Here is a 24,223-nt window from a genome sequence, read left to right as displayed (position 1 = left end):
GCAGCAGCGGCTCGATCAGCGCCCACAAGTCGTCGTCCACGATCCACGGCCGAGTACTCACACCATCCCGAACGGCCGAATCCTCACATCGGTCACGCCTAACCAGGACACTTCAACAAGATCGTGTTACGAGTTCTTAGGAAGGTATGCGGGTTGCAACCCGCTGGGTGAGCCCGGGGGCTCCCCTCCGGCATCAGCCACGTCGGTCTTTACACCGGCAACGCGGATGGCTCCGCTTTGCCGGATCTCGTTCGCGAGCAACCCGGGTGGCGTAGCCTCCGGACAGTTCACACCATGAGAGCCCACCCGCCCAAGGAGTGATACGCCGTGTCCGTTCGTTCACCGTGGCCGCTTGGAGCAGCCATTCGGTCCCGCGCGTCGGCCGCCCTCATCTCGACCGTGTCCGCTGCGGCAATCGCTGTTGTCATCAACGTGTGGACAGCCAGCTGGACTTGGCCCGCCGGGGCCGGCCTCGCCACACTGCTCCTGACCCAGGCTCTCTTCGAATGGAGCCAGGCCCGTGCGGCTGACAGCGTTTCTTCGTCCCCGTCCCGCTGGACGGTGGAGCAGCACTTCGCGGACGTCTCGGACAGCAGCATCACCGCAGCGCGCCGGCCCGCACCAGGCGGTGACGCGGAAGTACGGCAGCGCCTTGGTTCGGTGAGCCGGTCCACCATCGTCGGTATTGACAGCACCAACACCCAGTGACATTCGACAAGGGGCCGGGAATCCCGGCAGAACTGGCCGGGCAGCCCAACCTTTTCGTAGGGCGGGAATGGGCCCTGGCCGAGATCACGTCCTGGTACAAGACCGCAGAACCACTTCTCGTCATATCGGCAGAACCAGGAGTCGGCAAGTCCGCACTCGCGGTGCAGCTGGTCAGGATCTCGCACAGCGAGATGCTGTCCCCACAGGGACCTGGACCAACCTGGTTGCATGCCTGGCACTTCTGCCAGGCCCAGCAATTCAGCTCGCTGAACATTCGTGATGTGCTGGAACAGTTGGCGGGCCAGTTGTGCGCCACGCTCCCGGGATACGCCGAAGCCGTGGCGTACCGCACTGCGGCCACCACCGTTACTGTCAACCAAGAGTTCACAGGGGCCGTACGGAACTCCACTGTCGTCGGAATCAACCGACTGATCCTCCCCGACATCGAACCGCGTCATCTCCTGGACACCCTGTTCCGAAAGCCCCTGTCCGAACTCGGGACCCATGCGGTCATCCTGATCGACGCCGTGGACGAGACCGAAGAACAGACCAGTGGGCCGCAGACGCTGGCTCGGCTGCTGTCCACGCTGCGCACCGACCCCGTACCAGGTCTACGTCTTGTGCTCACCACACGCAACGGCCTCACTACTGAGTACTTCTCTCACGGTCGTCAACTACGGCTCCGCGACGACGAACCCGCGGGGGCGCACGACGTGCAGACCTACCTCCAGGGCCGCCTTCACGACAGAGGAATCACCGATCCCACGCTTGTCGCGCAGTTGATCGCTCAGGTCGCCGACGGCAACTTCCTGTACGCCGCCCTCGCTGCGTCCGAGGATGCCGAGCGGTTGAATCTCCTTGCCTCAGGCGAGCGGGTTCTGCCGCACGGTCTGGGAGACCTCTACACCAGCTTCCTCGGCCGTCAAGTGACCGCCGACCCTGGTCGGTGGCGTGAGGTCATCCGCCCGGTTCTCGGATTCCTTGTGCAAAGCCGAGGCAATGGATTTACGAGGCGTCAGCTGGCGCAGCTGACCGGTCTCCGCCAATCAGCCGTCGACGATGCGCTGGAGCTGTGCGCTCCGTATCTACAGGGCCCGCGACCCGACGGCCCCTTTGTCCCCTTCCACGGGTCATTGCGCGACCATCTCCGCCAGGAGTCTCGACACGGCGTCTACCCGCGAGAGTCGACAGAGCAGATCATCGCGACGTTCCGCGCCGATGCCACCGATTCCCATGGCGTGGAGTACCTCTTGGGCTACATGGCCGACCGTGTCCGGCTCATGGTCACTGCCCAGGGCACCGAGTACACCGTCGAACACAATCGACAGCAACCGCCGGAGCTGCGTGATCTGGAAGAGACCGTCACCGACTGCGGTTACCTGGTCGCGCGCATCGCCGCGACGGGCGTGGATTCACTCCTGAACGAGATCACCGCTCTGCACAGCCTGCTTCCGGAGAGCTCGGTGCTCAGTACAATGCGCGCGATACTTGGACGTCAGGCGCACAATCTGCACGGCGGGGGAGCATCCGGAGAGAAGGCGTCGTTCACCACCCAGCAACTCCTGTACGAATCCTCTGTGAGCGGGCGCTCCGGCCTCCTCCACCGCAGCCACGAACACGAGCCGGTGATCTCAACCTTTTGGAGCGCCACGGGCGAAAATTCACGGCTGCTGTCACACACGCTGGCCACCAGCGAATACAACGTGGATGCCGGGGCCATGTCCGAGGACGGAACCAGAACAGCGCTCTGCGGATTCACCTGGCACGGTAACGACATGCACAAGACTGTCCAGGTGTTCGACACGAAGACCGGTTCGACAATTCGAGAGTTCCCACCCACCGAAAACACGATGAGGGTGTTCAGTCTCCGCTTCAGTGACGACGGTCGGCGACTCGTGGCTCTACGCGTAGACCGAACGGGCATGGTCTGGGATCTGTCCTCCGGTACAGGAAAACCGCTGACGCCCGACGAGTTCACCGAGCCCCGGCTCTCTTCCCTGCCGGTGGAACTCCCGCCCTATGCCATACCCGAGCAGGTCCCCCCGGAGGATCTCGCGAACCTGATCATTGCGGCCACCCCGGATCGCCGGTACGCGGCCGTCTGCGAGCGCGGGGACAGCTCGGTGATCATGTGGGACCTCACCAACCGCACCGTGCTGGGTCACTTCGACACCGGCCTGGTCCGAGCCTTGGCCATCTCACCTGACGGGCGGTGGGTGGTTGTGGGCTCGGCCCTCGGTGGAGCCCACGTCCTCACCCCGTTGTCCCCCACGCCGCGACTTGTACTGGACGGACACCGGGGCACAGTGCGCGCGGCATCGTTACGGGATAGCCATGCCGCGACGCTGGGCGATGACGGCGACTTGAAGATCTGGGATGCGGCCACGGGCCGACTGCTGCGGACGGAGCGCAGATCACACGTTCCGCACGGCGAAGACACCCTCGCCTTGGGCAGCGAGGCCAGCCTGTACGCCGTGGGGACCTATGCCGGCAACGCCGCACTCTTCGACATGCGACTTGGGTCCCGGTTACGCCCGCTCATGGTCAACGGCAACCCTTGCGACGAGGACTGGCGAACACGCGACGGCGCCCGGGACGAGGCGTTGCCTCCGGTGGGAGGAGGTGACTGCCCACGCGAGCACTGGCCGACACGCGTCAACGATCGCCATGGCTCGCCCGTGTCGGCCCTCGACATCTCGCCTGACGACCGCCACATCGTGACCGGGACCCTCAACGGCGTGGTGCGTGTCTGGGATGCGGACACCGGCAATCTCGTACGTGAGGTCACACGGGGCGAATACCTGGTCAGGGCCGCTCGGTTCACCTCGGACGGAAACCACCTCATCACCGTCGCCCAACTCGGTGGTCCGTTTCTCCCAATGTGGTTGGGAGTGGAGAAGTGGAACCTCGGCACCGGGGAGTTGACCCAGGTCTTGTGGCCTGATGAGACGCATGCGCCCTTCCCCATCCCCAATGATGACTCGGTCGCCTCCCTCACCAGAGACGGCCGCTACCTGGCGACTGGGCACAGGAACGGCACGGTCACGGTGCACGACCTCGCCGCCCGGCAACGGGTCGGTCACCTTGTGCTGCACGGTGCCATCACATGCCTGGCCTTCGACGGGCCGTGGCTCCTGGCAGGTACAGCCAACGGCGACGTCACCCTGGCTGCCGTACGGCAGACGCCTGAGTCAGGGCGTGGTTGAGCGTGAGATCGGTTCCCCAGGCGGACTTGCGTTGCCGGCTCTCCCCCAGGCAGGGCCCCCGGTCCGCTGCCCCCATTCACACAGGCTCGACCTGGCAATCCGGGGGCATAGGATCGAACTCGGCGGGCCGGACGTCCGGAACGGAATGGTCGCCGTACGCCCCTGCCAGGCTCTGGAGCTGCCCCGTTCATCGTGAGCCGAGATCGAACTCACATGTTTCGCACGGACGGTGCCCGGACGTCGTTCCCAACCACCATCGTCAAGAGGCCGACCGGCGGGGCGTCTCGGCACACCGCCAGCGGCCTTTGCCCTGCGGTCCAGGTGCCCAGACCTTAGCCAGAGAGATCAGCGGTTACTCTCCGTGGTAGAGGCGGTGCAGGTCGATCAGTTGGGTCGTCGGGGCGTCGTTCGCGAGATGGTGCAGTTCATCGGTGAGGCCGTGCCGCTGAAGCAGTAGAGCCGGGTCGCCTCGGAGGCGGAGCCTCGCACCGTCAGGAGCGAGCAGATGTAACCAAGACGTTCCACGTGGCCAACCCTCATCACGTCATTCCACCTCGCTTCGCCGGTAGCGATCAGCGCCTCGCGACCGTCGCCGTCCTCGCCGTGGACCGCGACGTCGGCCTTGTGGCTGGTCTTGGCGGCGGGGCGTTGGCTGTGTCGCTGCCGACCCGGGTGAAGTGTCCGCCGTGGGTGTCGGGCGCTGCGTGCCAACAGGTCCCTGCCCGGAGAATCTGCTCGAAGTGCGGGCCGGAGTCGGCCCTACTGCTGACGCGAAGAGATCTAGGGACTGTTGACCGCCTCGGGCGGCACCTACGGCTCACCGAGGATCGCTCGTCACCTGGACGAAGCAGGGTGGGCGGGCGCGGTCGCAGTGCGCAGGACGAGGTGGAGCTGTGTGGGCGGGCGCCGAAACGGGCGCGTACCCTACGCCGACCAGGCCGCCATCCCTCGGCCGGTGCCCTGATCCGTCGCCACCTCAATGCCGCTGCGTCGAACGTGCTGTTGTGCGGGGACGTCAGTCAGGCCGACACCCACCAGAGGCCGCTCGACCTGGCCACCGCCGAGACCTATCCCGCCCGATGCTCCAGATGCTGTTCGTTCCCGACAACGACAACATCAACGCACTCACCGGATAACCCGACACCGCGCACCACGGCCCACCGCACGCCTCCTGCACCGATGCGCTCCCCTGGCGCACTCCAGCACCGACCACAGCTGACCCCGCATCAGCAAATCCAAGAAAATAGCAGGTCAGCTCGCGTTCAGATGCCCTCGAACCGCCGCTAACCGAAACCCCGAACCTCCGACCGACGCATTTCCGATACGCAGGTCAGAAAGTACGTCCGGCACCGGACCACCTCGCGCGGAAATAAAGAAACCCCAGGTCAAGGGCCCGACCTGGGGTTCATCATGGAGCCGCCTTCGGGATTCGAACCCGAGACCTACGCATTACGAGTGCGTTGCTCTGGCCATCTGAGCTAAGGCGGCGCGCTGTCCACACCATGGTGCGATCAGCAACGGAGGTAAGTCTACACAGTTTCGAAGGGTGCTCCGACCACCCCTGACGGGGTCAGGAGCAGCGCTTGCCCGGGGGCGGGACGGTGCCCGCGAGGAGGTACGCGTTGATCGCCGAGTCGATGCAGGAACTGCCCCGCCCGTACGCCGTGTGCCCGTCGCCGTCGTACGTGAGGAGGTGCCCGGCGGAGAGCTGGCCCGCGAGGGCCTCGGCCCAGCGGTAGGGCGTCGCGGGATCGCGGACCGTGCCGACGACGAGGATCGGCGCGGAGCCCTGCGCGGTGATGCGGTGCGGGGCTCCGGTCGCGCGCACCGGCCAGTACGCGCAGGTCAGGGACGCCCAGCCCATGCCCTCACCGAAGACGGGGGACGCCTTCTCGAAGGCGGGGAGGGCCGCGCGCACCTCGTCGGGCGTGGCGTACGCGGAGGGCAGGTCGAGGCAGTTCACCGCCGCGTTGGCGAACATGAGGTTGGCGTAGCGGCCGGCGGAGTCGCGTTCGTAGTAGCTGTCGGCGAGGACGAGGAGACCGGCGCCGTCGTTCTCGCGGATCGCGGACGAGAGGGCCTCGCGGAGCTGTTCCCACGTGCTCTCGTCGTACATCGCGGCGATCACGCCGGTCGTCGCGAGGGCCTCGCCGAGCCTGCGGCCGTCCGCGTCGCCCGCGGGGATCGGGTGGGCGTCGAGGCGCCGGAAGAACGCCTTGAGGCCCGCGCCGACCTGCGCGGGCGTGCCGCTGAGGGGGCAGTCGGGGTGCCGTACGCAGTCCTTCGCGAACGACTGGAACGCGGTCTCGAAGCCGGCGGTCTGGTCGAGGTTCATCCGGCGGGCGGTCAGGGAGGGGTCCATCGCGCCGTCGAGGACGAGGCGGCCGACGCGGCCGGGGAACAGGCCCGCGTACGTGGCGCCGAGGAACGTGCCGTACGACGCGCCCACGTACGTCAGCTTCGGGTCGCCCAGCGCCGCGCGCAGGATGTCCATGTCGCGCGCGGCCTCGACGGTCGACACGTGCCGCAGGAGCTCGGGGGAGTCGGCGCCGCAGCCCTCCGCGAACCTCTGGTACGCCGCGACCAGCGCGTCCGTCTCGCGCTGGTCGTCGGGGGTCGTGTCGGTCTGCGTGTACGCGTCCATCGCGCGCCCGTCGAGACACTCCACGGGTTCGCTGCGGGCGACCCCGCGCGGGTCGACGGCGACCATGTCGTACCGCGCGCGCACCTGCGCCGGGTAGCCGAGGCCGGCGTACTGCTGGAGGTAGCCGACCGCCGAGCCGCCCGGGCCGCCGGGGTTGACCAGCAGGGAGCCCAGCCGCTCACCCGGCCCCGTCGCCTTCTTCCGGGCCACCGCGAGCCGGACGTCCCCCTGGGCCGGCTTCGCGTAGTCCAGCGGCGCCTTCATCGTCGCGCACTCGAAGCCCGGCACCCCGCAGCTGCGCCAGCGCAGCTTCTGCCCGTAGTACGACGACAGTTCGGCCGGCGTGGCCTTCGGCAGCGCCACCAGCTCGGCCCGCGCGGCGTCGGCCACCGAGGCGGCACCGCCTGTGGAGCAGCCGCCCAGCAGCAGCGCCGCCGAGGCGAGCGACGCGATGAGGGCGGCGGGGGTCCGGAGGCGGCGGGGACGACTGAGGCTCATACACCGAGAGTAACGCTGAGCGACGAAATGAACACGGTTCGTCCGAGATCCACCCCGTACGAGTGACGACCCATCAACTCACAGTGACATCACGGCGATCGGCGGCACCCCCCGGGCCAGACGGCACCCCCGCCCGCTCCAGCCACGGCGCACAGACCCACACCCCCACCCGCTCCGCGCACGGCGCGCACGGCACGCGCCCCAGCCTCACCCCGCGCACGGCGCACCCGGCCCGCGCCCCACCCTCACCCCGCCCGCAGCGCCATCGTCATCGCCTCCACCGCCAGCAGCGGCGCCACGTTCCGGTCCAGCGCCACCCGGCACGCCCCGATCGCCTCGATCCGCCGCAGCGTCGCCTCCGGGGACCCCTCCCGGGCGAGCCGCTCCAGCGTGTCCTCGGCGTCCGCGTTGGCGAGGGCGACGCGGGTGCCGAGCTGGAGCGCGAGGACGTCGCGGTAGAAGGCCGTGAGGTCGGTGAGCGCGAGGTCGAGGCTGTCGCGCTGGGTACGGGTCCGGCGGCGCTTCTGCTTGTCCTCCAGGTCCTTCATCACCCCGGCGGTGCCGCGCGGCATCCGGCTGCCCTGGGTCGCGCCGAGCGCCGCCTTCAGCTCCTCGGTCTCCTTCCCGTCGACCTCCTCGGCGAGCACCTTCGCATCCTCGGCCGCCGCGTCGACGAGTTCCTGCGCGGCCTTCAGCGCCCCGCCGATCTCGCCGACCCGCAGCGGCAGCTTCAGCACGGACGCGCGCCGCTCCCGCGCGGCCGGGTCGGTCGCGAGGCGCCGCGCGCGGTCGACGTGCCCCTGCGTCGCGCGGGCGGCGGAGGCCGCGACGTCCGGCGCGATGCCCTCGCGCCGGACCAGCATGTCGGCGACGGCGGCGACGGACGGCGTGCCCAGGTTGAGGTGCCGGCAGCGGGAGCGGATCGTCGGCAGGACGTCTTCGAGGGACGGCGCGCACAGCAGCCAGACGGTGCGCGGCGCCGGTTCCTCGACGGCTTTCAGGACCGCGTTCGCCGACTTCTCGTTCAGCCGTTCCGCGTCCTCGACGAGGATGATCTGCCAGCGGCCGGTCGCCGGGGACGTGAACGACTTCCTGACCGTGTCCCGCATGTCCTCCGCGAGGATCTGCGTCCCGACCGCGGCGACGGTCGTCACGTCCGCGTGCGTCCCGATCAGCGCCGTATGGCATCCGTCGCAGAACCCGCACCCCGGCGCGCCCCCGAGCGCCCGGTCCGGGCTGACGCACTGCAACGCCGCGGCGAACGCCCGCGCCACCTGCGTACGCCCGGCCCCGGGAGGCCCGGTGAACAGCCAGGCGTGCGTCATCTTGGACGCCTCGGGCGGCGCCTCGCCGCTCACCGCCGCCGTGACGAACGCGTCGGCATCCCGGGCGGCGGCCCCCAGCTGCTCGCTGACCCGCTCCTGCCCGACGAGGTCGTCCCACACACTCACCTGGCCGGCCACCTTCCGTCTCGTCCCGCTCGGCACTGCGGGTTCCATTGTGCGGGAGCCCACTGACAACGGAGTCCCGGCAACGAGATCGAAGGCAGGGCCCCGAGAGCGACGGCCCGGCAACGCCCTCAAGGGGCGCGGGGAGCCGCGCGACAAGCCACAGGGGTGCCGCACCCGCCATGCGACAGATGCGGCACCCCGTGACGCGCCTGCCTACCTCCGGCGCCCCTCGTCCTCGTCCCGCCGCGACCCCAGCAACTCATCGGCCAGCGACGGCAGATCGTCCAGCGGCGTCTCCTCGGCCCAGTCGGACCGGGGCCGCCTGCGCGGCGCCCCGCTCTCGTCGACCTGGGGCAGCTCCCGCGTACGGTCCTCGCGCTCGTCCCGGAAGAATCCCGGCGGCACCCGGTCGGCGGGCCGCTCCCCCGCCGGAGAGCCGGGGACCGGCGGCAGGACGGCCGTCTCCTCCGCGTCGGCGCCGACAGCCCAGGACGGCCGCGAGGAGGCGGACGGCTGAGGCAGCTCGGCCGTCACCTCACCGGCCCCGGGCGCCTCGTCCTTCACGAGCCGCACGGGCGGCAGTACGGCGGTCTCCTCGACGTCCCGCCCGCGCCCGGCGTCCTGCGGCGTCACCGCGGGCGTGGGCACGGTGACCGCCTCCGAAGCCTCGGGCCACCCGCCCTTCCTCGCGCCACGGGAACCGGCACCCCCGCGCGCCACGGGCCAGGCCGCCGACTCCCCGGACTCGGTCCGCACGTCCCGCCCCTCGGAAGCACCCTCGGCGCCCCCGCGCGCGGCGGGCCAGCTCACCGCACCGGCACCGGTACCGGGCTCGCCGCCGACCTCGGGCCAGCCCCCACCCGCGACCGGCGTCCCGTGCGGCGGCGTCCGGGGCCCCGCCGCAGCCGCGGCAGCCGCCTCCTCGGCAGCGCGCCGCGCCTCCTCGGCCCGCAGCAACGCCTCCTCCGCGCGCCGCTGCTTCTCGACACGCCGGGCCTCGGCCTCGGCCCGCAGCCGCGCCTCCTCCTCGGCCTGCTGACGACGCCGCTCCGCCTCGGCGGCCCGCCGCGCCTCTTCCTCGGCGCGCGCCTTCTCCTCCGCGAGGAGCCGCACCCGCTCCTCCTCGGCCCGCTTGCGCGCTTCCTCCGCGCGCACGCGCGCCTCCTCGGCCTGCCGTTCGGCCTCGCGCCGCTGCGCCTCCTCCAGCTCGCGCCGCTTGCGCTCCTCCTCCTCGGCGCGGAGCTTGGCGAGCTGCTCCTGGCGCTCGCGCTCCAGGCGCTCCTCCTCGGCCTTGCGGGCGGCCTCTTCCTCGGCCTTGCGCCGGGCCTCCTCCTCGGCCTTCCTGCGCGCCTCCTCCTGGGCCTTGATCTCGGCCTCGGAGAGCGGCAGCAGCTGGTCGAGCCGCGCGCGGACGACGGTGGTGACGGCCTCGGCCTCCTGGCCCGCGTCGACGACGAGGTAGCGGCCGGGGTCGGCGGCGGCGAGGGTGAGGAAACCGGACCGCACGCGCGCGTGGAACTCGGCGGGCTCCGACTCCAGCCGGTCCGGCGCCTCGGTGAACCGCTCGCGCGCGGTCTCCGGCGAGACGTCGAGCAGGACGGTCAGATGCGGGACGAGCCCGTCGGTGGCCCAGCGCGAGATGCGCGCGATCTCGACCGGCGACAGGTCGCGCCCGGCGCCCTGGTAGGCGACGGAGGAGTCGACGTACCGGTCGGTGATGACGACGGCGCCGCGCTCCAGGGCGGGCCGTACGACGGTGTCGACGTGCTCGGCGCGGTCGGCGGCGTACAGCAGCGCCTCCGCGCGGTGCGAGAGGCCGGCCGAGGAGACGTCGAGGAGGATCGAGCGCAGCCGCTTGCCGACCGGCGTGGCGCCGGGCTCGCGGGTGAGGACGACCTCGTGGCCCTTAGCCCTTATCCACTCGGCGAGCGCCTCGGCCTGGGTGGACTTGCCGGCGCCGTCGCCGCCCTCCAGGGCGATGAAGAAGCCGGTCGCGGCGGGCGCGGTCGCGGGCTCGGAGCCGCCGAGCAGGGCGTCGCGCAGGTCCTGGCGCAGGGGGACGCCGGAGCGGTCGTCGACCTTGGCGAGGACCAGCGCGGCGACCGGCAGCAGCAGCGCGCCGACCAGCATCAGCGTGAACGCGGCGCCGCCGTGCGCGAACACGAACCGGCCGCTCTCCAGGCGGTGCGGGCCGATCAGCGCGGCCACGAGGGGCGCGACCAGCGCGGCGAACCCGACGAAGACCCGGACGACCGCGTGGAGGTGCTCGGTGACCCGCGCGCGGCGGCCGTCCTCGGTCTCCTGGTCGAGCAGCGCGTGCCCGGTGTTCGCGGCGACCCCCGCGCCCACGCCCGCGAGGGCGGCGAGCAGCAGGACGGTCGCGTTGTCCGGGACGAGCCCGGCGGCCAGCAGCGACACACCGGTGACCGCGATGGCCAGCGCCAGCAGGCGGCGGCGCGACAGCGCGGGCAGGATCCTGGGCGCCGTACGGATACCGACGACGACCCCGCCGGTCAGGCCGAGGACGAGCAGGCCGTACGAGATCGGGCCGCCGCCCAGGTCGACGGCCTGGAGGACGGCGACGGCCACGGCGGCGGCGACCGCGCCCGCGACGACGCCGCACGCCGTCACCAGCAGCGGGATCGCGCCGGTACGGCCGGTCTCGGCACCGGTGCCCGCGCGCGGGCGGCGCAGGCCCTCCAGCGGGGACCGCGCGCGCGGGGTGCGCAGCTTGGGCAGCTCCAGCGCGGAGACGACCGACAGGGACGCGGCGAACAGGCCCGCCGCGACGTACGACGCGAGCGCCGCCTGGTGCTGGTCGAACCAGGCGACTCCGGCGCCCAGCAGGACGTTCACCAGTCCGGCCGCGATCAGGACGGCGCCGGCGAGCGGGATCGCCGCGAAGCCGGTGCGCAGCGACAGGCGGCGCAGGGCGTCCATGTGGTCCGGGAGCGGCCGTACGGTCGCGCCCTCCGGCGGCGGCGCCGGCAGCAGCGCGGGCGCGGCGCCCTCGCGCGCGATCGTCCACAGCCGCTCGGCGATGCCGGTCACGAAGACCGTCGCCAGCAGCAGCACCAGCGCGTTGCCCGGCGTCCAGTCGATCCACAGGGGCGCGACGATCAGCAGCACCGCGCGCACGCCGTCCGCACCGGCCATCGTCCAGCGGCGGTCCAGCGGGCCGTCGGGAGAGGTGAGCGAGGTCAGCGGGCCGAGCAGGACGGCCCCGAACAGGACGGTGGCCACCGCGCGCACGCCGAGCACGAGCGCGACGGACAGCGCCGCCCCCCGGTACCCGCCGCCCAGGGCCTCCTGGGAGACGACGGCCTGGAGCGTGAGGAACACCAGCACCAGGACGGCGAGGGCATCCCCCGCTCCGCCCACCAGCTGCGCACTCCACAACCGCCGCAACTGCGGCTGCCTGAGCAACGCCCGCACGGCGCGCTCGCGTGAGTCCACCACCAGGGCGTCATTCTCTGCCGGGTGAAGGCCCGTCGGCTGCTCGGCTCGCGTCATGCTTTCAGCCTATCCGCCCCCACCGACACACCACCCCATACGGCCCGTCCCGCCCGGCCGCCCCCCGCTCCGCCCGGCCGCGGGTCCGGTGGGTGCGGCGGCACTCCGACGGCGCGGGCAGGCGCCGGCGCCCCCACCGAACCCGCACCCGACCCCCACCACTCCCCCGCACCCGCGAACGGCAGAGCCCCGTGCCGCGCCGAGAGGGCGTGGCACGGGGCTCCGTCGTTCGCTCAGTCCTCCGCGGACGCCCGGGAAGCCGTGCTCTTCTTCGCCGCGGCCGTCGTCTTCTTCGCCGTGGTCGTCTTCTTGGCGGCGGTCTTCTTCGCGGCGGCCGTCTTCGTGGCCGCCGCCTTCTTCGCCGGGGCCTTCTTGGCGGGTGCCTTCTTCGCGGTCTTCTTCGCCGGGCCCTTCGCCCGCTTCTCCGCGAGGAGTTCGAAGCCGCGCTCGGGCGTGATCTCCTCGACGCTGTCGCCGGAGCGGAGCGTCGCGTTGGTCTCGCCGTCGGTGACGTACGGCCCGAACCGGCCGTCCTTGACGACGACGGGCTTGCCGCTGACGGGGTCCGCGCCGAGCTCCTTCAGCGGCGGCTTGGCGGCGGCGCGCCCGCGCTGCTTGGGCTGGGAGTAGATCTCCAGCGCTTCTTCGAGGGTGATCGTGAAGAGCTGGTCCTCGGTCTGGAGGGACCGCGAGTCGGTGCCCTTCTTGAGGTACGGCCCGTAGCGCCCGTTCTGCGCGGTGATCTCGACGCCCTCCGCGTCGGCGCCCACCACGCGCGGGAGGGACATCAGCTTGAGCGCGTCGTCGAGGGTGACGGTGTCGAGGGACATCGACTTGAACAGCGAGGCGGTGCGCGGCTTGACCGCGTTCTTCCCGGTCTTCGGCGTCCCCTCGGGCAGCACCTCGGTGACGTACGGCCCGTACCGGCCGTCCCGCGCGATGATCTGGTGCCCGGAGACGGGGTCGGTGCCCAGCTCGAAGTCGCCGCTGGGCTTGGCCAGCAGTTCCTCCGCCATCTCGACGGACAGCTCGTCGGGCGCGAGGTCCTCGGGGATGTCCGCGCGCTGGTGGCCCTCGCTGTCCTTCTCCCCGCGCTCGATGTACGGCCCGTACCGGCCGACCCGCAGGACGATCCCGCTGCCGACGGGGAACGAGGACACCTCGCGGGCGTCGATCGCGCCGAGGTCGGTCACCAGCTCCTTGAGCCCGCCGAGGTGGTCCCCGTCGCCGTTGCCCGCGTCGGCCGCGCCGCCCGCGCCGCCGGTGCCCTCGCCGAAGTAGAACCGCTTGAGCCACGGCACGGACTGCGCCTCGCCGCGCGCGATGGCGTCGAGGTCGTCCTCCATCTTGGCGGTGAAGTCGTAGTCGACGAGCCGCCCGAAGTGCTTCTCCAGGAGGTTGACGACGGCGAAGGACAGGAACGACGGGACGAGCGCGGTGCCCTTCTTGAAGACGTAGCCGCGGTCGAGGATGGTGCCGATGATCGACGCGTACGTGGACGGGCGGCCGATCTCGCGCTCTTCGAGCTCCTTGACGAGGGACGCCTCGGTGTAGCGCGCGGGCGGCTTGGTCGCGTGCCCGTCGACCGTGATCTCCTCGGCGGTCAGCGGGTCGCCCTCGGTGACCTGCGGCAGGCGCCGCTCGCGGTCGTCCAGTTCGGCGTTCGGGTCGTCCGCGCCCTCGACGTACGCCTTCAGGAAGCCGTGGAAGGTGATCGTCTTGCCGGAGGCGGTGAACTCGACGTCCCGGCCGTCCGCGGCGGTGCCGCCGATCTTGACGGTGACGCTGTTGCCGGTGGCGTCCTTCATCTGGGAGGCGACCGTGCGCTTCCAGATCAGCTCGTAGAGGCGGAACTGGTCGCCGGTCAGGCCGGTCTCCGCGGGGGTGCGGAAACGATCACCCGAGGGACGGATCGCCTCGTGCGCCTCCTGCGCGTTCTTGACCTTCCCGGCGTACGTGCGCGGGGCGGAGGGCAGGTAGTCGGCGCCGTACAGCTGGGTGACCTGCGCGCGGGCGGCGGACACGGCGGTGTCGCTGAGGGTCGTGGAGTCCGTACGCATGTAGGTGATGAAGCCGTTCTCGTACAGCTTCTGCGCCACCTGCATGGTCGCCTTCGCGCCGAAGCCGAGCTTGCGGCTGGCCTCCTGCTGGAGGGTCGTCGTACGGAAGGGGGCGTACGGCGAGCGGCGGTACGGCTTGGACTCGACCGAGCGGACGGCGAACCGGGTCTGCTCCAGGGCGGCGGCCAGGGCGCGGGCGCTGCTCTCGTCGAGGTGGAGGATCTGCTCGCTCTTGAGTTGTCCCAGGGAGTCGAAGTCGCGGCCCTGCGCGACCCGCCTGCCGTCGACGGTCTGGAGGCGGGCGACCAGCGACGACGGGTCCGACGAGTCCCCGGCGCGGCCGGTCGCGAAGGTCCCCGTCAAGTCCCAGTACTCAGCAGAACGAAAAGCGATGCGCTCGCGTTCCCGCTCGACCACGAGTCGTGTCGCCACCGACTGGACGCGGCCCGCCGACAGCTTCGGCATGACCTTCTTCCACAGGACCGGCGAGACCTCGTAGCCGTAGAGGCGGTCGAGGATGCGGCGGGTCTCCTGGGCGTCGACGAGCTTCTGGTTGAGCTGGCGCGGGTTCGCGACGGCGGCCCGGATCGCGTCCTTGGTGATCTCGTGGAAGACCATCCGCTTGACCGGGATCGTCGGCTTGAGGACCTGCTGGAGGTGCCACGCGATGGCCTCGCCCTCGCGGTCCTCGTCGGTGGCGAGGAAGAGTTCGTCGGACTCCTTGAGGAGGTCCTTCAACTTCTTGACCTGCGCGCGCTTGTCGGCGTTGATCACATAGATGGGCTGGAAGTCGTGCTCGACGTCCACGCCGAGGCGGCGCACCTCGCCGGTGTACTTCTCCGGCACCTCGGCGGCGCCGCTCGGAAGGTCGCGGATGTGCCCGACGCTGGCCTCGACGATGTATCCGGGGCCGAGATAGCCCTTGATCGTCTTCGCCTTGGCGGGCGACTCGACGATGACGAGTCGCCTGCCGCCCTTCGCGGTCTCGCTTGTCGGGGACAACTTCGCTCTTCTCTCCGGATCGACGCTGGGGGCCTCCCCAGGCTTCGTCCCGGGGCACAGTCATGGTGACGCTGCGGAGTGTGACGGTACATCCCGCCCCCGTGTCAAACGGGAAAAGCCCGCAACGGCCACTCGAACGGTAACCCGACTACCGCCATTCCTGCCGCCCGGAGTACCGACCGACGTATTCAGGACGGTCGGCGCCGCACCGCACCGCCGACCGGTACGGCGCTCCCGCGCGCGGTGTCCCCGCGCCGCCCCGGACGCGCGCTCAGACCCGCGTGAGGCACCACGCCGCGACGGCCAGCGACGCCACGGCGGCGGCCGTGGCGAACGTCACCGCGACCCCTTGCCCGACCCCCTGGGCGACCGGCTGCCGCTGGCGCGCGCGTACGGTCGTCCACACCAACAACCCGCCCCCGAACAGCGCGAACACCGCCCCCGCGAAGATCGCCGGCCCACTCTCCATGCCCGTCCACGCCCCCTCGTCGCCCCGCACGCGCGTGCGGCTGCGCCGGACCCTGCCACGCCCGGACGGCACCCCGGCGAACCTCAGGTGAACACCGCCCCGCCGCTCCCCCCGGCCCCGGACGGACCCCCGGCGCACCGCCCCGCGCGCCGGGTACGCACCACCCGCGCGCGGGTGCCTTTCCGGCCGACTTCCGCGCGCGGGCCGCGACCGAGGTCGGGCGCCCCGCCTCAGCCCTCGTCCACCGGCTCCAGGAACCCCTGCTCCACCAGCAGCCGGATCTGCGCGGGCGTGCGGTCGCGCAGGACGACCGGGTCCTCGCCGACGAGCTGGGCGATCGCGTCGAGGATCACGCCCGCGGTCAGCGAGCCGTCGCACACGCCCGCGAAGCCGGCGCCGACGGTGTCGACCTTGGTGGCCCGGCGCATGCCGCGGTGCTGGCGCAGGACGACGTGTTCGGGGTCCTCGGCGCCGGGCAGCCCGACCTGTTCCTGGACGACCTCGGGGGCCAGCGCGAAGCGGGCGGTGAGGAGGGCGGCGTCGTCGTGGCCGCGGAGGTAGTCGACGCGGTCGAAGTGGGCGCGGACGGCGTCCCCGAGGGGCTGCTCGACGGGGTGCGGCCACTCCTCGACGGTGACGGACGGCTCGGCGGCGGACGCCTTGCGCAGGGTGATCCACCCGAACCCGACGGCCTTCACCTTGCGCGCCTCGAACTCGTCGAGCCAGGCGTCGTACCGCGCCTCGTAGGCGGCCGGGTCGTCCCGGTGGTCCCCGGCGTCGCGCAGCCACAGCTCGGCGTACTGGGTGACGTCCTGGACCTCGCGCTGGACGACCCACGCGTCGCACCCGCGCGGGATCCACGAGCGCAGCCGGTCCTGCCAGTCCTCGCCCTCGACGTGCTGCCAGTTGGCGAGGAACTGCGCGTACCCGCCCTCGTTCAGCCGCGCGCCCGCGCCCTGGACGAGCGCGCGGCACAGGTCGTCGCCGCCCATGCCGCCGTCCCGGTACGTCAGGCGCGCGCCCGGGGAGATCACGAAGGGCGGGTTGGAGACGATCAGGTCGTACGACTCGCCGTCGCGCAGCGGCTCGTACAGCGAGCCCGCGCGCAGGTCGGCCGCCGGTGCGCCGGACAGGGCGAGCGTGAGGGCGGTGATGTGCAGCGCGCGCGGGTTGAGGTCGGTGGCCGTCACGCGCGTGGCGTGCCGGGCGGCGTGCAGGGCCTGGATGCCGGAGCCGGTGCCGAGGTCGAGCGCGGCGCCCACGGGCGTGCGGACGGTGATCCCGGCGAGCGTCGTGGAGGCGCCGCCGACGCCGAGGACGACGGCCTCGTCGCGCTTGCCGATCCCGCCCGCCCCGCCGACCGCGCACCCGAGGTCGGACACGACGAACCAGTCCTCGCCGTCGGGCCCGCCGTAGGGGCGTACGTCGACGGTGGCCGCGACCTCGTCGCCCGCGCGCGTCAGCCAGCCGCTCTCCACGCACGCGTCCACCGGCAGAACGCCGGCCACGCGCGCGTACGGCACGGTCCGCTGCAACAGGAAGAGCCGTACGAGGGCCTCCAGCGGCGTGTCGCCGCGTGTCGCGCGCAGCGCGGGCACCGTCTCGCTGCGGGCCAGCGCCGTGTACGCGGGGGCGCCCAGCAGGTCGAGCAGCCCGTCGGCGGTGAAGGAGGCCGCGAGCAGGGCCTCCCGCAGCCGGACGGTCACATCGACGTGGTCGGACGAGGGCAGCGGGGAGGGGGTGACTTCACTCACCCGCACATTGTCCCCCGTACGCACGCGCGAGCGCGGCTCGCGGTCGGCCGTACGCGCGCGCGTGGGGGGGCTATGCACCGGCGGCTGGCGTCCCCGCCCGACAAAGCCGGCCGTACGCGCGCGTGGGGGCTATCCCTTGGCCGCACCCGTCGCGGAGCCCGACGGCGACGGCGAGGCCGCCGGGGCCGAGGGTGCCGCCGAGGGCTCCGCCGGGGCCGACGGGGCCGCCGTCTGCTTGCAGGTGTCCTGTTTCACCATGGCCCGCTTGACGTCCCCGGTCTCCAGGTCCGTCAGCGCCGTGTCGCTGGTCTTGAGGGTCTTCAGGTCGGCGGCCACCGCGTCGAGCCCGACGGAGAACTTCGCCTCGCTCTTCGTGTCGAGGGCGTCCGTCTTGGTCTTGAGCCCGGCGTACGACGTGGACAGCGAGGTGAGCACCGTGACGGCGTTGCGCTGCTTCGTGGCGCCGTCCTCGACGCCGGGAGGCGCCCCGGCGGAGCTGATGGCGTCGGCGAGCCCCTTGTAGCCGTCGGCCTGCTGCTGGAACGCCTGGGACAGCGTCTGCTGGACCTCCTTCGGGGGGAGGCCGTTGGTGGAGACCTTCTCGATGGAGGCGCTGGCCGTGTCGATCTTGGCCTTGAGCGCGGGGATGTCGGAGCAGAGCTTCCCGGCCCAGGCGACGAGGTCCTTGTTCACCTCGTTCTTCTCACCGCTGCATCCCGTCAGCGCCAGTATCAGGACCGCACCGCCGGACAGTGCGGTCGCGAGCTTCTTGTTCACCGGATCGGTCCCTTCCATGGCTCTCGGCCACGGAAACATACACGCCGACCGGACGCGCACCACCGGGAGAGTGGCCCCTATGAGGCGCTATCGGAAGGTTTGTCCCCCACCCTCGCCGCGCGTTCCCGAGAGAGAAGCCTCACGGCGCACAAGGGCGGGCGGCCCACGAGCGAACCGCCCGCCCTATAGGACGACGTTCTGTACAGAACTTACGAAACGGCCGCCCTGGGATGCGCGCCCTCCGCGTCGCCGGACTCCTCCTCGTCCCCCACCGCGATCCCGCGCCGCTTGGACACGTACACCGCGCCCACGATCACCGCGAGGGACAGCACCGCGATCAGCACCCGTATCCCGACGCTCTCGTCCGCGCCGTACGAGAACTTGATCACGGCGGGGGCGATCAGCAGGGAGACGAGGTTCATGACCTTCAGCAGCGGGTTGATGGCGGGCCCGGCGGTATCCTTGAAGGGGTCGCCGACCGTGTCGCCGATGACGGTCGCGGCGTGCGCCTCGCTGCCCTTGCCGCCGTGGTGGCCGTCCTCGACGAGCTTCTTGGCGTTGTCCCAGGCGCCCCCGGAGTTGGCCAGGAAGACGGCCATCAGCGTGCCGGTGCCGATGGCCCCCGCGAGGTACGCGCCGAGCGCGCCGACGCCGAGCGTGAACCCGACGAAGATGGGCGCCATGACGGCGAGCAGACCCGGCGTCGTCAGCTCCCTGAGCGCGTCCTTCGTGCAGATGTCGACGACCCGGCCGTACTCGGGTTTCTCCGTGTAGTCCATGATCCCGGGCTTCTCCCGGAACTGCCGGCGCACCTCGAAGACGACCGCGCCCGCCGACCGGGACACCGCGTTGATGGCGAGCCCGGAGAACAGGAACACGACGGCCGCGCCCGCGATCAGCCCGACGAGGTTGTTGGGCTGCGATATGTCCATCATCAGACTCATCGGCGCCCCCTCCCCGCTGAGCTGCTCCCCGACGTCCCGCGCGCCCGTGGTGATGGCGTCCCGGTACGACCCGAAGAGCGCCGAGGCGGCGAGTACGGCGGTGGCGATGGCGATGCCCTTGGTGATGGCCTTGGTGGTGTTGCCGACGGCGTCGAGGTCGGTGAGCACCTGCGCGCCCGCGCCCTGGACGTCGCCGGACATCTCCGCGATGCCCTGCGCGTTGTCGGAGACGGGCCCGAAGGTGTCCATGGCGACGATGACGCCGACGGTCGTCAGCAGCCCCGTCCCGGCCAGCGCGACCGCGAACAGGGCGAGCATGATCGACGTACCGCCGAGCAGGAACGCGCCGTAGACCCCCAGGCCGATCAGGAGGGCGGTGTAGACGGCCGATTCGAGGCCGATGGAGATCCCGGCCAGGACGACCGTCGCGGGGCCCGTGAGGGACGTCTTGCCGATGTCCCGCACGGGCCTGCGGGTCGTCTCCGTGAAGTACCCGGTGAGCTGCTGGATGAGCGCGGCCAGCACGATCCCGATCGCCACGGCGACCAGCGCGAGGACGCGCGGGTCGCCGCCCCGGCCGCTGATCGCGGTGTCGGTGACGCCGTCCAGGTCGCCGTACGAGCCCGGCAGGTAGACGAAGACGGCGACGGCGACGAGTGCGAGGGAGATCACGGCGGAGATGAAGAAGCCGCGGTTGATGGCGCTCATGCCGCTGCGGTCGGCGCGGCGGGGGGCCACCGCGAAGATGCCGATCATGGCGGTGATCACCCCGATCGCCGGGACGAGCAGCGGGAACGCGAGCCCCGCGTCGCCGAAGGCGGCCTTGCCGAGGATCAGCGCGGCGACCAGCGTCACGGCGTACGACTCGAAGAGGTCGGCGGCCATGCCCGCGCAGTCGCCGACGTTGTCGCCCACGTTGTCGGCGATCGTCGCGGCGTTGCGGGGGTCGTCCTCCGGGATGCCCTTCTCGACCTTGCCGACCAGGTCGGCGCCGACGTCGGCGGCCTTGGTGAAGATGCCGCCGCCGACCCTCATGAACATGGCGATCAGGGCGGCGCCGAGGCCGAAGCCCTCCAGGACCTTGGGGGCGTCGGCCGCGTAGACGAGGACGACGCAGGAGGCGCCGAACAGGCCGAGGCCGACGGTGAACATGCCGACCACGCCGCCCGTACGGAATGCGATCTTCATCGCTTTGTGCGAGACGGCGGTGAGATCCTTTTCCGGCTCCCCCTCGGCCGGAGTGGCTTCTCTGGCCGCCGCGGCGACCCGGACATTGCTGCGCACCGCGAGCCACATGCCGATATAGCCGGTGGCCGCCGAGAACGCCGCGCCGATCAGAAAGAAAGCCGACCTTCCGGCCCGTTGATTCCAGTCGTCGGCAGGCAGCAACATCAACAGGAAGAACACGATCACCGCGAATACGCCGAGCGTACGCAACTGCCTGGCGAGATACGCGTTCGCGCCTTCCTGGACCGCCGCCGCGATCTTCTTCATGCTGTCGGTGCCCTCGCCCGCCGCCAGTACCTGGCGCAGCAGCACACCCGCGACCACCAGGGCGGCGAGGGCCACGAGGGCGATCACCGCCACCAGGACACGATTTCCGTCGGTCAGCTCCGCCATTCGTCCTCCTTGACGTTTGGGCTGAGCTCCTGAGATGTGGACGGATTGTAGGTACCGGAACCCGATCAATACAGTGCGCGGCATGCAGAATTCGCCGTCGCGTCAAGTAATGCGGCGGGGGCATTAAGATTCTTTTGACGAAACCACTGTAAGTGTTAATGAGCGTGCCCGCACATGCCGAAGGGCCCCACTCGGGGGCCCTTCGGGTACTGCCGCTGTATTACGCCGGTGTCGTCGGCCACGTCATCCGGATGAGACCCGGCGTGACCTGGACGTCGTCCACGAGCCCGCTGATGACCGCGAGGCCCATGTCGTCCTCCTCGGTCTCCGCGCCGCCCGACGCCCCCACGCCGGGGTGGGCGACCGGCGCCTCGTCGCCGACCTCGATGGAGAACTGCTTCTCCTCCTCGATCAGCGCGACCTTGACGGGCGCGGTGAGGCCCGCGCTCTGGTGGAGCCCCACCGCGCGCGTACAGGCCTCGCCGACGGCGAGCCGGACCTCGTCGAGTACGGCCTCGTCCACTCCGGCCCTGCGCGCCACCGCTGCCGCCACCAGTCGGGCGGTCCTGACGTGCTCGGGCAGCGCGCTGAAGCGGAGTTCAACGGTGGCCATGCGTCCCCCTCGGAACTACGGGCGTGCTTGTGGGAAGGCCGGGCCGCCGGTGAACGGCGGCCCGGTCCCCCCGGTTGTTCAGTTCGTCGTACCGCTGGTGGGCGGAGGTCAGTCGGTGGCCTCGACGGCTTCCGCGACCGAGGTGTGGATCGGGAACACCTTGGTGAGCCCCGTGATCCGGAAGATCTTCAGAATGCGCTCCTGGTTGCAGACCAGGCGCAGCGAGCCCTCGTGGGCGCGCACACGCTTGAGGCCGCCGACCAGCACGCCGAGCCCGGTGGAGTCGAGGAAGTCCACGCCCTCCATGTCCACGACGAGGTGGAAATTCCCGTCGTTCACCAGCTCGACCAGCTGCTCGCGCAGCTTGGGCGCGGTATATACGTCGATTTCGCCACCGACCTTGACGATCGTGCGATCGCCGATGGTCTCGGTCGACAGGGACAGGTCCACGGATCCTCCAGCACCTTGCTATCGAGCGGTCGCCCCTCGGGACACCTAGGCAGGAGCCCCTGGACGGTTCGCCAGCCGCGATGGCATTCAATCACTTACCGGCAGGCGTGCACGACGCCTTCGCTCCATTGTCCGTCACGCCGGTGACACACTCGGTGCCGATGGCCAAGAATCACCGATCCGATCGACCCTCGCCGCAGGCGCTGCTGCACAGCCTCGCCGCGGGGTCCGACCGCGCCTCGCGCATCACCCATACGGAGCACTTGCCCCCGAGGGCGGGACGTCATGCCGTCTGGCCGCACCGGATCCGCGCGGAAGTGATCGCGGCCGTACGGGAGTACGGCATCGAGGACCCCTGGGCGCACCAGGCGCTGGCCGCCGAACACGCCCTGGACGGCGAGTCGGTGATCGTCGCCACAGGCACCGCCTCGGGCAAGTCGCTGGCTTATCTCGTACCCGTCCTGTCGGCCCTCCTGGACGGCTCAGAGGCCCCCAACGGCCGCGGCGCGACAGCCCTGTACCTCGCTCCGACGAAGGCGCTGGCGGCGGATCAGCTCCGATCCGTGAAGGAACTTTCACAACCTCTCGGCACCGCGGTGCGTCCTGCCGTGTACGACGGTGACACTCCGGTCGAGGAGCGGGAGTGGGTCCGCCAGTACGGCACGTACGTCCTCACCAACCCCGACATGCTGCACCGCGGCATCCTCCCCTCGCACCCGCGCTGGTCCTCGTTCCTGAAGTCCCTGAAGTACGTCGTGGTGGACGAATGCCACACCTACCGGGGCGTGTTCGGCTCCCACGTCGCACAAGTCCTGCGCCGGCTGCGGCGGCTGTGCGCGCGGTACGGCTCCTCCCCGGTGTTCCTGCTGGCCTCCGCGACCGCGGCGCAGCCCGCGGTCACCGCCGGGCGCCTGACCGGCCTGCCGGTCGTCGAGGTCGCCGACGACGCCTCCCCGCGCGGCGAGCTGGTCTTCGCCCTCTGGGAGCCGCCGCTGACCGAACTGCACGGCGAGAAGGGCGCCCCGGTGCGGCGTACAGCGATCGCCGAGACCGCCGACCTGCTGACCGACCTCGCGGTCCAGGGGGCGCGCACGGTCGCCTTCGTGCGCTCCCGGCGCGGGGCCGAGCTGATCTCCGTCATCGCGCAGGAGCGGCTGGCCGAGGTCGACCGGTCGCTCGCGCGGCGGGTGGCCGCGTACCGGGGCGGGTACCTGCCCGAGGAGCGGCGGGCGCTCGAACAGGCGCTGCACTCCGGTGAGTTGCTGGGGCTGGCCGCGACGACCGCGCTGGAGCTGGGCGTGGACGTCTCCGGGCTCGACGCGGTCCTCATCGCCGGGTACCCCGGCACCCGCGCCTCCCTGTGGCAGCAGGCCGGGCGCGCGGGGCGGGGCGGCGAGGGGGCGCTCGCGGTCCTCGTCGCGCGGGACGATCCGCTGGACACGTTCCTCGTCCACCATCCCGAGGCGCTGTTCGACCAGCCCGTCGAGTCGACGGTCCTCGACCCCGACAACCCGTACGTCCTCGCCCCTCACCTGTGCGCGGCGGCCTCCGAACTTCCGCTCACCGAGGACGACTTCGAGCTGTTCGGCCCCTCGACCAAGGACCTCCTCCCCCAGCTGGAGGCCGCGCGGCTGCTGCGCCGGCGCACCAAGGCGTGGCACTGGACCCGCCGGGAACGGGCCGCCGACCTCGCCGACATCCGGGGCGAGGGGGGTACGCCGGTCCAGATCGTCGAGGCGGGTACGGGGCGGCTGCTGGGCACCGTCGACGCCGGGTCCGCGCACACGAGCGTCCACGAAGGGGCCGTGCATCTGCATCAGGGCCGTACGTATCTCGTGCGCGCGCTGGATCTCGACGACTCCACGGCGTTGGTCGAGGAGGCCAGCCCGCCCTACTCGACGATCGCCCGCGATACGACGGCTGTCGCGGTCCTGTCCGTCGACGCCGAGATCCCCTGGGGCGAGGGGACGCTGCACTACGGCTCCGTCGAGGTGACCAACCAGGTGGTGTCGTTCCTGCGCCGCCGGGTTCTGACGGGCGAGGTCCTGGGCGAGACGAAGCTGGACCTCCCGCCCCGCAAACTCCGTACGCGCGCGGTGTGGTGGACGGTGACGGAGTCCCAGCTGGACGACGCCGCCATCCCCCCGGAGATCCTCGGCGGCGCCCTCCACGCCGCCGAACACGCCTCCATCGGCATGCTCCCCCTCTTCGCGACCTGCGACCGCTGGGACATCGGCGGCGTCTCCATCCCCCTGCACCCCGACACCCTGCTGCCGACGGTCTTCGTCTACGACGGCCACCCCGGCGGCGCGGGCTTCTCCGAACGCGCCTTCCACACGGCGCGGACCTGGCTCACGGCAACCCTGGAAGCCATCAAGTCCTGCCCCTGCGACGCCGGCTGCCCCTCCTGCATCCAGTCCCCCAAGTGCGGCAACGGCAACGAGCCGTTGCACAAGAGGGGGGCGATACGACTGCTGGGGGAGCTGCTGCGCGGGGCGTGAAGGGGGTGGGTGG

General features: G+C 71.3%; 13 protein-coding genes and 1 tRNA gene. 3 read left to right on the top strand and 11 right to left on the bottom strand.

The window, feature by feature from the left end; all coding sequences use genetic code 11:
• Positions 1-327 precede the first annotated feature (327 nt).
• Together PV682_RS38875 and PV682_RS38870 are read left to right on the top strand one after the other, a co-directional pair.
• The gene (locus PV682_RS38875) at positions 328-708 is read left to right on the top strand and encodes a hypothetical protein (RefSeq protein WP_319736901.1); all 381 of its coding nucleotides are present in this window, start codon (positions 328-330) and stop codon (positions 706-708) included.
• Positions 705-3,914, top strand: a complete 3,210-nt coding sequence (locus PV682_RS38870) for a P-loop domain-containing protein (RefSeq protein ID WP_319736899.1) — start codon at positions 705-707, stop codon at positions 3,912-3,914. Before PV682_RS38875 ends, PV682_RS38870 begins: the two co-directional genes overlap by 4 nt.
• A 1,411-nt stretch (positions 3,915-5,325) precedes the next feature.
• On the opposite strand, the gene PV682_RS38865 is transcribed toward PV682_RS38870, so the two are convergent.
• The 11 genes from PV682_RS38865 to PV682_RS38815 form a co-directional block, all read right to left on the bottom strand.
• A tRNA-Thr gene (locus PV682_RS38865) sits at positions 5,326-5,402 on the bottom strand.
• 82 nt (positions 5,403-5,484) lie between these two features.
• Complete coding sequence (locus PV682_RS38860) at positions 5,485-7,056, bottom strand: alpha/beta hydrolase (RefSeq protein WP_319736898.1); 1,572 nt, start codon at positions 7,054-7,056, stop codon at positions 5,485-5,487.
• Between the two features lie 245 nt (positions 7,057-7,301).
• Positions 7,302-8,507: a DNA polymerase III subunit delta' gene (locus tag PV682_RS38855; protein WP_109364731.1), complete on the bottom strand. Its 1,206-nt coding sequence runs from the start codon at positions 8,505-8,507 to the stop codon at positions 7,302-7,304.
• Positions 8,508-8,720: 213 nt separating this feature from the next.
• A complete protein-coding gene (gene tmk / locus PV682_RS38850) occupies positions 8,721-12,020 on the bottom strand; it encodes a dTMP kinase (RefSeq protein ID WP_319736895.1) in 3,300 nt (1,099 codons plus the stop codon).
• 233 nt (positions 12,021-12,253) lie between these two features.
• Positions 12,254-15,082, bottom strand: coding sequence for a type I DNA topoisomerase (gene topA, locus PV682_RS38845; RefSeq protein ID WP_319736893.1), 2,829 nt, complete (start codon positions 15,080-15,082; stop codon positions 12,254-12,256).
• Between the two features lie 271 nt (positions 15,083-15,353).
• Positions 15,354-15,551, bottom strand: coding sequence for a hypothetical protein (locus PV682_RS38840; protein WP_029184428.1), 198 nt, complete (start codon positions 15,549-15,551; stop codon positions 15,354-15,356).
• 230 nt (positions 15,552-15,781) lie between these two features.
• Positions 15,782-17,305, bottom strand: coding sequence for a DUF7059 domain-containing protein (locus PV682_RS38835; protein ID WP_319736890.1), 1,524 nt, complete (start codon positions 17,303-17,305; stop codon positions 15,782-15,784).
• 129 nt (positions 17,306-17,434) lie between these two features.
• Positions 17,435-18,082 (bottom strand): hypothetical protein, encoded by a 648-nt coding sequence (locus PV682_RS38830; protein WP_055721910.1) that lies wholly within the window; start codon positions 18,080-18,082, stop codon positions 17,435-17,437.
• A gap of 209 nt (positions 18,083-18,291) precedes the next feature.
• Positions 18,292-20,646: a sodium-translocating pyrophosphatase gene (locus tag PV682_RS38825; protein WP_319736888.1), complete on the bottom strand. Its 2,355-nt coding sequence runs from the start codon at positions 20,644-20,646 to the stop codon at positions 18,292-18,294.
• A 220-nt stretch (positions 20,647-20,866) separates the two neighbouring features.
• Complete coding sequence (locus tag PV682_RS38820) at positions 20,867-21,259, bottom strand: ATP-binding protein (protein WP_319736887.1); 393 nt, start codon at positions 21,257-21,259, stop codon at positions 20,867-20,869.
• 108 nt (positions 21,260-21,367) lie between these two features.
• Positions 21,368-21,709: an STAS domain-containing protein gene (locus PV682_RS38815; protein WP_055721907.1), complete on the bottom strand. Its 342-nt coding sequence runs from the start codon at positions 21,707-21,709 to the stop codon at positions 21,368-21,370.
• A gap of 80 nt (positions 21,710-21,789) precedes the next feature.
• Here PV682_RS38815 and PV682_RS38810 point away from each other — a divergent pair, with 80 nt between their 5' ends.
• Positions 21,790-24,210 carry a DEAD/DEAH box helicase gene (locus PV682_RS38810; protein WP_319736884.1) on the top strand — a complete coding sequence of 807 codons (2,421 nt, stop codon included), beginning with the start codon at positions 21,790-21,792 and terminating at the stop codon, positions 24,208-24,210.
• Positions 24,211-24,223 lie beyond the last annotated feature (13 nt).

The organism is Streptomyces niveiscabiei (genome assembly GCF_033794345.1).
GTDB lineage: Bacteria > Actinomycetota > Actinomycetes > Streptomycetales > Streptomycetaceae > Streptomyces > Streptomyces niveiscabiei.
Note: the sequence above shows the minus strand (reverse complement) of the source record. Positions and strands in the feature narration are given on the sequence as shown.